Source organism: Nocardia jejuensis NBRC 103114, assembly GCF_001613145.1.
In the GTDB taxonomy this organism is placed as follows: domain Bacteria; phylum Actinomycetota; class Actinomycetes; order Mycobacteriales; family Mycobacteriaceae; genus Nocardia; species Nocardia jejuensis.
In genome coordinates this window covers 1-10,488 of record NZ_BDBU01000038.1, presented here as the reverse complement: position 1 = coordinate 10,488, position 10,488 = coordinate 1, and the positions used below count along the sequence as shown (strand labels likewise).

Below are 10,488 nucleotides of genomic sequence, written 5' to 3'. Positions count from 1 at the left end.
CAGCGCCGCGTACGGGTCGTTGTGCGCGAGAATGTCGTACCGAGAGTTGACCAGCACGCCGGGCAGCGGATCCAGATGGTCGAGAATCACCTGGAGTTCCTCCGGAACGGGACCGTCCAGGTACGTCGAGGGCACCGTGGGGACATTCGCCAGGTGGTACAGATGCGCGCGTTCCACACCGTCGAGCGCGAGCGCGCGGGCGATGGCGTCCAGCACCTGCACGCTGACATTGATGTCGCGCCCCTGCTCGAGCCAGGTGTACCAGGTGACGCCGACCCCGGCGAGTTGCGCGACCTCCTCGCGCCGCAAACCCGGGGTGCGCCGCCGCGCGCCGACCGGAAGCCCTACGTCCAGCGGGCCGATTCGTGCCCGCCGCGACTTCAGGAACCCCGAGAGCTCCTCCCGCCGGGTCTTGCGAATCGAGCGCGGATCCGCCGCCCGGGCCGGCGCCGGGTGTGCCGAAGGCTTGTCCACTACCCCGTCCGGACTCGCTGCCACTGCCGAGGCCCCTTCGACCGCCCGCGCCGGGTTGTCCGCTCCACGGCCCGAAAACGGTTGCACAGCAAGGGGTTCGGGTTGAGCGGTACCTTGTCGAGTACGTGGGCGAGGCGGGGTCGCCTGGGTATCGCCGAGGGGTATCGCGTTCACATCCCCCATCGTCGCCCCTTTCCCGATCGGTATCCAGGTGGTGCTGGTACCAGCATAAGCAGGCTCCTGTTACCAGGATCGGGGTCGGCGCACGATCGGTGGCATGACACAGAGCCTGACCAACGCGTCACCGGTAGCGGCTCCCACCCTCGCCACCGCCGCGCCCGCCCCGATTTCCCCCGCCTCGATCCCGCCCCACACCGCTCCCCCGTCTCGACGGTCGCTCGCGATTCTCGCGGTGATCCTGCTCGGGCAGTTCATGGCCGTTCTGGACGCCTCGATCGTCAACGTCGCCATTCCCGCCATCCGAATCGACTTGCACGCAAGCGGTTCCAACCTGCAACTGATCGTGTCCGGCTACGTGATCGCCTACGCGGTGCTGCTGGTGACCGGCGCCCGGCTGGGTGACCGATTCGGCCAGCGCACCCTGTTCGTCACCGGACTCGCGGTGTTCACCATGGCGTCCCTCGCCTGCGGGCTGGCCTGGAATGCCCCGGTGCTCATCGCCTTCCGCTTCCTGCAGGGCATCGGCTCCGCGGCCATGGTGCCGCAGGTCATGACGCTCATCCAGCGCCAGTTCACCGGAACCACCCGCGCCCGGGCGCTGTCCGCCTACGCGGCCGTCATTTCCGGGGGCATGGTGATCGGCCAGATCGTCGGCGGCCTCATCGTCAGCAGCGATATCGCCGGAACCAGTTGGCGCGGAGTCTTTCTGGTGAACGTGCCGATCGGCCTGGCATTGCTGGCCATCGCCCCGCGCATCCTGCCCGCCCCCGGTGTGCGCGGCGATCGCGCACTCGATCTGGCGGGCCTGGCAGTGCTGACCCCCGCGGTTCTGCTGCTGGTGGTTCCGCTGGTGCTCGGTCACGAACAGCACTGGCCCGCCTGGACCTGGATCGCATTGGCCTGCGCGGCACTGGGTTTCGTGGGCTTCGCACTGGTGGAGCGCTGGGTCCATCGGCGCGGCGGCGAACCCCTGTTCGCCGACCGAGTATTGCAGGCGCCCGGTCTCGTCCTGACCGCCGCGACCCTGTTCCTGGTCATGTCCACCTTCAGCGGCTGGCTGTTCGTGATGGCCATCCACCTGCAGGGCGCACTCGGCTACTCCCCACTGCACGCCGGACTCCTGTTCCTGCCCAACGGCGCGACCTTCGCCCTGGCCAGCCTCAACTGGCAGCGAATCCCCGCCCGCTTTCACGCCGTCATGATTCCCGCCGGTCTCGTCCTGGCGGCGATCACCATGGCCATCATGGGTCTGCTCCTGCACGACGGCAGCCCCATGGGCCCACTCGAGCTCGCCGTCTTCGCCATCATGGGCATCGGCTTCGGGCTCTCCTTCAGCCCTCTCATGGCCCGCACCACCGCCAAGATCCCCCCGGCCCTGGCCGCCGACGCCAGCGGCATCCTCGTCACCAACGTCCAACTGGGCGTGGTGGTCGGCATAGCCACCTTCGGCTCGGTCTTCCTCACCCTCGCCGGCGCCACCGCCCTGTCCTCCGCCCACGCCGTAGCCATCACCGCCATCGCCGAAGGCACGGTCGTCCTGGCCGCCTCCGTCCTGGCCGCCCGCGCCGCTCGATAGCGCCACGAATCACAGCCGGGCGCGAGGGCCCCGAACCCTGCCGGGTTCGGGGCCTTTTGCCTGCTCGAACCGGGAACACTCAGACTATGCACTGAATTGCATAGGACGGGGCGTCTCAGTTAGTCTGGCGGTATGGCCTTGGAGCATGCGTTGTTGGTGTCGCTGACCGAGCGCGCTAGTTCGGGGTACGACCTTGCTCGGCGGTTCGACAAGTCGATCGGGTTCTTCTGGAATGCCACCCACCAGCAGATCTATCGCGTATTGAAGCGGATGGAAGAGCAGGGGTGGGTCACCGCGGAGGCCGTCGTGCAGGAGGGGCGGCCGGACAAGCGGATGTACAGCGTCAGCGACGCCGGGCGGGGGGAACTCACCCGGTGGATCGCCGAACCCAGTGATGTGGGAGCGATGCGCAACGAACTGGGGGTGAAGTTGCGCGCCGCCGTGTACGCCGATATCCCGGCGCTGGCGGCCGACGTGAAACGGCACCGCGATCAGCACGCGCATCGGCTCGACATCTACCGAACCTTCGAGAAGAAGGATTATCCCGCGCCGGATCAGCTCTCCGGCCGCACACTGCACCAGTACCTGGTTCTGCGCGGAGGCATCCGCATAGAAGAGGGGTTTGTCGACTGGTGCGACGAAGTACTCGACGCACTCGCGCGCGACCCAGCCCGGTCGCCGGCGTCCGAACCGAAAGGCACTCAGCAATGAGCGCATATCCGCACCTGTTCGAGCCCCTCGATCTGGGATTCACCACGCTGCGCAATCGCGTAGTCATGGGTTCCATGCACACCGGTCTCGAGGACCGGGCCTGGCACACCAACCGGCTGGCGGCCTACTTCGCCGAGCGCGCGAAAGGCGGTGTCGGCCTCATCATCACCGGTGGCTACGCCCCGAACCGGATCGGCTGGCTGCTGCCCTTCGGCGCGAAGCTGACCAACAAGACCGAGGCCTATCGCCATCGCGCCATCACCAAGGCGGTGCATGCCGAGGGCGGCAAGATCGCGCTGCAGATTCTGCACGCGGGCCGGTATTCCTATGTGCCGGGCAGTGTTTCGGCCTCCTCGATCAAGGCGCCGATCAATCCGTTCCGGCCGCGCGCGCTGTCGAGCAAGGGCGTCGAGTCGACCATCGACGACTACGCGCGCTGCGCCTATCTGGCCAAGTTCGCCGGGTACGACGGCGTCGAGATCATGGGCGGTGAGGGCTACTTCATCAACCAGTTCCTGGCCCGGCGCACCAACAAGCGCAAGGACAAGTGGGGCGGCAGCGCGGAGAACCGCCGCCGCATCGCGAGCGAGATCGTGCGCCGCGTGCGCAAGGCGGTCGGCCCGGACTTCATCATCGTATTCCGGCTCTCCATGGCCGATTTCGTGGAGAACGGCCAGACCTGGGACGAGATCGCGGCCGTCGCGAAGGATGTGGAGGCCGCGGGCGCCACCATCATCAACACCGATATCGGCTGGCACGAGGCCCGCGTTCCGACCATCGTCACCTCGGTCCCGCGTGCGGCCTTCGTGGAGTGGACCGCGAAGATCAAAGACATCGTGAGCATTCCGGTGTGCGCGTCCAATCGCATCAATATGCCCGAGACCGCCGAGGAGATTCTCACCCGCGGCGACTCCGCGCTGGTGTCGCTGGCCCGCCCGCTGCTGGCCGACCCGGAGTGGGCGCGCAAGGCCCAGGAGGCCCGCGTCGATGAGATCAATACCTGCATCGCCTGCAACCAGGCCTGCCTCGACCACGCCTTCCAGGCCAAAACCGTTTCCTGCCTGCTGAATCCGCGCGCCGGACACGAGACCGAACTGCAGCTGCTGCCGACCCGGCGCACCCGCAGGTACGCGGTGGTCGGCGCGGGCCCGGCCGGTCTGTCGGCCGCGGTCAGCCTGGCCCAGCGCGGCCATCACGTCGACCTGTTCGAGGCGGACGACAAGATCGGCGGCCAGTTCGACATCGCGCGCCGCATTCCCGGCAAGGAGGAGTTCAGCGAGACCATCCGCTACTTCACCCGCCAGATCGAAATCACCGGTGTGCGACTGCATCTGAGCACCGAGGCCACCGCCCAGCAGCTCATCGACGGCCGGTACGACGGCGTCGTGCTCGCCACCGGCGTCAAGCCGCGCATCCCGAGCATCCCCGGCGTCGATCACCCGAAGGTGCTCACCTACGCCGAACTGGTGCGCGAGGGCAAGCCGGTCGGCAAGAAGGTCGCGGTCATCGGCGCGGGCGGCATCGGCTTCGATGTGAGCGAATTCCTCACCGTCGAAGGACATCCCAGCCTCAAGCTCGACGAGTGGAAGGAAGAATGGGGCGTGTCCGACGATCCGGACGTGCGCGGTTTCGTCACCGCCCCCAAGCCCTCCCCCGCCGCCCGTGAGGTGGTGCTGTTGCAGCGCAAGGCGTCCTCGTTCGGCAAGGATCTGGGCAAGACCTCGGGCTGGGTGCACCGCGCCGCTGTCAAGGCCAAGGGCGTGGAGCAGATCGGCGGCGTGAACTACGAGCGGATCGACGATCGCGGTCTGCACATCAGCTACGGCGAGAAGCGCGAGCGCGCGCGGATCATCGAGTGCGACAACGTGATCCTGTGTGCCGGACAGGAATCGGTGCGCGATCTGGAGGAGCCGTTGCTCGCGGCGGGCGTGGCCCTGCACATCATCGGCGGCGCGGACCTGGCCTCCGAACTCGACGCCAAGCGCGCCATCAACCAGGGCACGCGACTGGCGGCGGGCCTCTGATGCCACTGCTGACCCGCCTGGGACTGCCCGGAGACGAGCAGTCCTGGGCGGCACTGGGTTTCACCGTCACCGAAGGACGAATCCGGATCGGCCAGGTGGCCTGCACTCTCGGCGAGGCGGGGTGGGGATTCGATGACACCCACGCCGCTCCGGCGGGGCTCGGCGTGCCATATCTGGAACCGGACACCGGTGATGTCGGCGATAGCGGCAACGGTCCGGTGAGTCATCCGAACGGCGTCACGATCATCGATCACGTCGTCTACTGGGCGACCGATCTCGATGACGCGGTCGCGAATTTCAGCGCGGTCCTGGATATCCCGCCGCGACGGCGATTCTTTCCGCGCGGACCGGAGGGTCCCGAAATGGCTTTCTATCGCGTGGGCGAACCGTTCATCGAAGCGGTGGCCTGCGGTCTCCCACCGGCTTTGGTCGGCGTCGCTTTCCTGACCCCGGATCTCGATGCCGCGGTCGCGGCCGTCCGCGCCGCGGGCGGCCCGATCGGGGACCCGAAACCGGCGGTGCAGGGCGGACGGATCGCCGGCGTGTGGCGGGGCCACCTGAATTGGGGGGTTGCGTTCATGGAGCCCAAACCCATTCCCGCATAACCCATTCCAGGTCGCTATTACCGGTGGGCGAATTACCTGCCCATCGGTAATAGCGATTGGTTTCTGTCGTACCCCCCTGTAATGATCATCGTGCACCGATCGAGGTGCGCTTGTTTCTTCAAGGGGAGAATTTCTATGTCACTGTCGCGCAAGACTGCTCTGGGAGTGGTCGCGACGACTGCCGCCGCACTTTTCACCGGCGGAATGGGTACCGCCCACGCGGACGGCGACCAGTACGGAGCCATGGCTCTGGCCTGGTACCGGGACGGAAGCGTGCAGATCGGCACGGCCTGGGACGCCCGTACCCAGGCGGACGCCGATCGCGTCGCGCTGGACTACTGCAAGCTCTCCAGCTGCACGGTGGAGGTGCGCTGGTCGAACGGCTGCGCGGCCATCGCCACCCGCGGCGAGGATTTCTGGTGGGCACTGGGCAGCACCCGCGCGGAGGCCGAGCGCAATGCGCTGGCCGCCACCGGTCCCGACCCGAACCCGATCCTGGTGAGCTTCGGCAGCTCCGAGCCGAGCCGCGCCGATGTCGTCGAATCGCAGTGCACCTCCAACGCCGGCTGATTCGCGAACCGCTCTCGTGCCCGCTGCCCTCGTGGCAGCGGGCACGTGCGTTTTCCGGGCTGTTTCACCGTGCGGTCCCACGAAGCCGCGACCTCCGGATCCCCAGCGGGCTTCGGCGTTCGGGCCGCTGTCTCCCCGGCTCGTGAGGCGCATGGGTAGGCTCGCTGATCGTGAGCTTGCCTGCACCCACAGCCGACAATCGTGCCGTCGTCACCGGAGCCTCCTCCGGGATCGGCACCGCCCTCGCGGAGGAGCTTGCCTCCCGCGGTTATTCGCTGATCATCGTCGCGCGTCGCGGTGAGCTGCTGGCCGATCTGGCCCAGCGCCTGACCGCCCGATACGGCGTCGCCGTCGAGGTGCGCGCGGTGGACCTGTCGAACCGGGAGCAGCGCGCCCCGCTGGCCCAGGAGCTGGCCAAGCGCGATATCGCGATCCTGTGCAACAACGCCGGCGTCGCCACCTTCGGCCCGCTGGCCAAGCTGGACCTGGACTACGAGCGCGACATCATGGAGCTGAACGCGGTCGCCGTGCACGATCTGTCCCTGGCGGTGCTGCCCGGCATGCTCGAGCGCAACGCGGGCGGCATCCTCATCACCGGCTCGGCGGCGGGCAATATGCCCATCCCCAACAACACCACCTACGCCGCGTCCAAGGCCTTCACCAACACCTTCGCCGAATCCCTGCGCGGTGAGCTCAAGGGCACCGGCGTCAACGTCACCCTGCTCGCACCCGGCCCGGTCCGCACCGACAACCCGGACCAGGAGGAAGTCAGCAACAAGATCCCCGAGTTCATCTGGGTCTCCGCCGCTCACGCCGCCAAGATCTCCATCGACGGCCTCTCCCGCAACAAGATGCGCATCGTCCCCGGCGTCCTGAGCAAGGGCATGAGCCTCGCCGGCCAATTCGGCCCCCGAGCCCTCACCTCGGTGGTAGCCGGCGCCGCCTACAAGAAGCTCGGCGGCAACTAGCCCCCGCCCGCCGGCTTCCGAATCGATCCGGAACCCGGTCGCCAGCACTCGATCCGACGAGCGGCCCGGCTCACTTCACCGCGACGCGGGTACCTCCCGAAAACATCGAATCGTGCAGCTCAAGCGTGGCCGGAACACGTATTCGGCACGAGAAATCAGCGACCGGACACCGGTAGACAGTCAGCCCCGAGGAATTCCGTCAAGATCGGGCACCGGGGCGTCAAGGGTGTGTAGCGGGTAATGCGCTGGAAATGCCGGTGCGCGTAGTTCTGGGGGTGGCCCCGCATCCGAGAAAGCGGGGGCGCTCACAGGAGACGAAGTGACGCTGCTGGACATCTTTCCGTCGTTGCGGTCGGGTGGGGTGCTGCCCCGGCTGGATCCTGCGGTGTGGCCGCGCGAGACGCACTACGACGGGGACGGCCGGATCACCGTCGGCGGGGTGGCGCTGGACGATATCGCCGATCAGTACGGGACGCCCACCTATGTGCTCGACGAGGACGAGGTGCGGAATCGGTGCCGGGCCTATCGCCGGCGGTTCCCGGACGCGGAGATCATCTACGCGGGCAAGGCGCTGCTGACCCGGGCGGTGGCCGAGTGGATCACCGAGGAGGGGTTGTCCCTGGATGTGTGCTCGGCCGGGGAACTGGCCGTGGCGCTGAACTCCTGGGTGGCTCCGGAGCGAATCGTCCTGCACGGCAACGGGAAACCGTTCGCGGAGCTGGAGACGGCGATCAATTGCGGGGTCGGGCGGGTAGTCGTGGACTCGTTCACCGAGATCACGCTGCTCTCGGCGCTGGCATCGCGACCACAGCGGGTGCTGCTGCGACTCACGCCCGACATCGACGTGCACGGGCACCCCGCGGTGCGCACCGGTGTCACCGACCAGAAGTTCGGCTTCCCGGTCGGCGGCGACGCGGTCCTCGAGGCCGTGGATCGCATTGTCCGCCAACCCAATCTGGAGCTGACCGGCGCGCACTGCCACATCGGCTCGCAAATCCACGACACCTTCCCCTACGGTGAGGCCGTGCGCCGGATGATCGCCGAAATGGCCCGCATCCGTGACGAATCCGGGGTCACGCTGACCGATCTGGACCTGGGTGGCGGCCATGCGGTGGCCTACCGGTCCGGTGACGCGGAGCTGAACCTGTCCGAGCTGGCGGACATCATCGAGGATGCGCTGGACGCGGCCTGCGCCCGGCACGGGTTCCCGCGCCCGGCGATCTCGCTCGAGCCGGGCCGGGCCATCGTGGCCCGCGCGGGCATCACCCTCTACCGGGTGCTGTCGATCAAACATGTGGAGAACGGCCACACCTACGTGACGGTCGACGGCGGCATGAGCGACAACCCGCGCGTCGCGCTGTACGGCGCGGGGTACGAGGCGGTCGTGGCGAACCGCCACCCCACCGGCCCGCAGATGACCGCGCACATCGCCGGACGGCACTGCGAGGCCGGGGACATCCTCGCGCGCGATGTGCGACTGCCGGTGGATCTGCGCCCCGGCGAGGTGATCGCCATGCCGTGCACGGGGGCGTATCACCACAGCCTGGCCTCCTCGTACAACGGCATCGGCCGCCCGCCGATCGTCGCGGTCCGGGACGGGCGGTGCCGGGAACTGGTGCGTCGCGAGACCATCGAGGACCTGCTCAGCCGCGATATCGGCCGCTGATCGCAGAGGTGATCAGCGGCCGATCCCGTGCCGGGCACGAGCGCGCCTAGCGTTTCCGGGTGCCGAAGATGCTGCGCCCGATCTCCCGCCCGGCCACGGTGGCCGCGGATCGCAGGAAGTTCTTGAAGGCCGGATTGTTGACCACCTTCTCGGCGATCGACTCGTCCTCGGGCGCGGCCTTGGACGCCCGCGACCGCGATGCGGGCGGCGGCGCGTCCTGCGCCGCCTGTGCCGCGGCCTCCAGTTTGGCGGTGAGGATCTCGTACGCCGAATCCCGGTCGATGGTCTGGCCGTATTTGCCGTACAGCGAGGATTGCTGTGCGCGCGAGCGGATTCCGTCGTCCCCGATGGTGTCCATGAGCGAGCGCGGCGGCTGCATTCGCGCCCACGCGACCGGAGTCGGCGCACCCTTCTCCGACAGCACCGTCACCACCGCCTCACCGATTCCCAATGAGGTGAGAGCCTTTTCGAGATCGTAGGTGCCGGTCTTGGGATAGGTGCGCACCGTCTTGGACAGCGCCGCCTGATCCTCCGGAGTGAACGCGCGCAGGGCGTGCTGAATGCGCGCACCCAGTTGCGAGAGCACGGCATTGGGGATGTCGGTCGGCAGCTGCGTGCAGAAGAACACGCCGACGCCCTTGGAACGGATCAGCTTCACGGTCTGCTCGACCTGCTGCAGGAACGCCTTGGACGCCCCGTTGAACAGCAGATGCGCCTCGTCGAAGATGAAGACCAGCTTGGGCTTGTCCATATCGCCGATCTCGGGCAGCACCTGGAACAGGTCCGCCAGCACCCACATCAGGAAGGTGGAGAACATCTGCGGCCGGGACGCCTGCGCGCCCAGCTCGAACAGCGTGATGACGCCCTGCCCGCCGACCGTGCGCATGAGGTCGGCCGGATCCATCTCCGGCTCGCCGAAGAAGGTGTCACCGCCGTCGGCCTCCAGGTTGACCAGCGCGCGCAGGATCACCCCCGCCGTCTGCGCCGATACGCCGCCGATGCCCTTGAGATCCTCCTTGCCCTCGGGGCTGGTGAGGTACGCGATGACCGCGCGCAGATCCTTCAGATCCAGCAGCGCGAGCCCGTTCTGATCGGACCAGTGGAAGATGAGCCCGAGCGTGGATTCCTGAGTCTCGTTGAGCCCGAGCACCTTCGACAGCAGGATCGGCCCGAACGAGGTGATGGTGGCGCGGATCGGCACCCCGATGCCCTTGGTGCCGAGCGAGACGAACTCGCACGGGAAACCACTCGGCTTCCAGTCCGGATCACCGGTTTCCTGTGCGCGCGTGAGGATCTTGTCGTTCGACTGGCCGGGTTGCACCAGACCGGACAGGTCGCCCTTGATGTCGGCCACCACGACCGGCACGCCGGCCGCCGAGAGCTGCTCGGCGATGCCCTGCACGGTCTTGGTCTTACCGGTGCCGGTCGCACCGGCCACCAGCCCGTGCCGGTTCATGGTCTTCATCGGAATCCGGACGCGCGCATCGGGGTGGATCGTGCCGTCCACGATCACGGTGCCGAGTTCGAGCGCGAGCCCCTCGAAGGCGTACCCCGCGGCGATCTCCTGCGCGGCCGCGTTCGAGGGGTCGGCGGCGGGGATCGGGACCGACCCGGTGTCGGCCGAGGTCGCATCCGCCTCGGCGGCGGCCGGCTCGGCGGCATCGGCCTTGTCGGCGGGAATCGCCACCGCGCCGGTGTCCGCGGCGGCCGCCTC

At 68.0% G+C, this 10,488-nt stretch carries 9 protein-coding genes; 7 read left to right on the top strand and 2 right to left on the bottom strand.

Going from position 1 to position 10,488, the window contains the following annotated elements:
• Window positions 1-498 (bottom strand): helix-turn-helix domain-containing protein (locus NJ1_RS27730; protein ID WP_245717609.1); only part of this gene is annotated, 498 nt, incomplete at its 3' end.
• 253 nt (window positions 499-751) lie between these two features.
• Here NJ1_RS27730 and NJ1_RS27725 point away from each other — a divergent pair.
• The 7 genes from NJ1_RS27725 to lysA all read left to right on the top strand — a co-directional run bounded on the left by NJ1_RS27725 (window position 752) and on the right by lysA (window position 8,774).
• On the top strand, window positions 752-2,230 hold the full coding sequence (locus NJ1_RS27725) for an MFS transporter (protein WP_084478919.1): 1,479 nt from the start codon (window positions 752-754) through the stop codon (window positions 2,228-2,230).
• Window positions 2,231-2,362: 132 nt separating this feature from the next.
• On the top strand, window positions 2,363-2,941 hold the full coding sequence (locus NJ1_RS27720; RefSeq protein ID WP_067699662.1) for a PadR family transcriptional regulator: 579 nt from the start codon (window positions 2,363-2,365) through the stop codon (window positions 2,939-2,941).
• Entirely contained in the window at window positions 2,938-4,965 is a 2,028-nt protein-coding gene (locus NJ1_RS27715; RefSeq protein ID WP_067699660.1) for an NADPH-dependent 2,4-dienoyl-CoA reductase, read from the top strand. Before NJ1_RS27720 ends, NJ1_RS27715 begins: the two co-directional genes overlap by 4 nt.
• On the top strand, window positions 4,965-5,570 hold the full coding sequence (locus NJ1_RS27710) for a VOC family protein (RefSeq protein WP_067699658.1): 606 nt from the start codon (window positions 4,965-4,967) through the stop codon (window positions 5,568-5,570). Before NJ1_RS27715 ends, NJ1_RS27710 begins: the two co-directional genes overlap by 1 nt.
• A 135-nt stretch (window positions 5,571-5,705) precedes the next feature.
• Window positions 5,706-6,140: a DUF4189 domain-containing protein gene (locus NJ1_RS27705; protein WP_067699656.1), complete on the top strand. Its 435-nt coding sequence runs from the start codon at window positions 5,706-5,708 to the stop codon at window positions 6,138-6,140.
• 170 nt (window positions 6,141-6,310) lie between these two features.
• Window positions 6,311-7,108 carry a mycolate reductase gene (gene cmrA / locus NJ1_RS27700; protein ID WP_067699654.1) on the top strand — a complete coding sequence of 266 codons (798 nt, stop codon included), beginning with the start codon at window positions 6,311-6,313 and terminating at the stop codon, window positions 7,106-7,108.
• Window positions 7,109-7,427: 319 nt separating this feature from the next.
• Window positions 7,428-8,774, top strand: coding sequence for a diaminopimelate decarboxylase (lysA, locus tag NJ1_RS27695; protein WP_067699652.1), 1,347 nt, complete (start codon window positions 7,428-7,430; stop codon window positions 8,772-8,774).
• A 46-nt stretch (window positions 8,775-8,820) separates the two neighbouring features.
• Here the strand turns inward: lysA and NJ1_RS27690 are convergent.
• The coding region (locus tag NJ1_RS27690; protein ID WP_422615785.1) for a helicase HerA-like domain-containing protein at window positions 8,821-10,488 on the bottom strand (1,668 nt) is incomplete at its 5' end.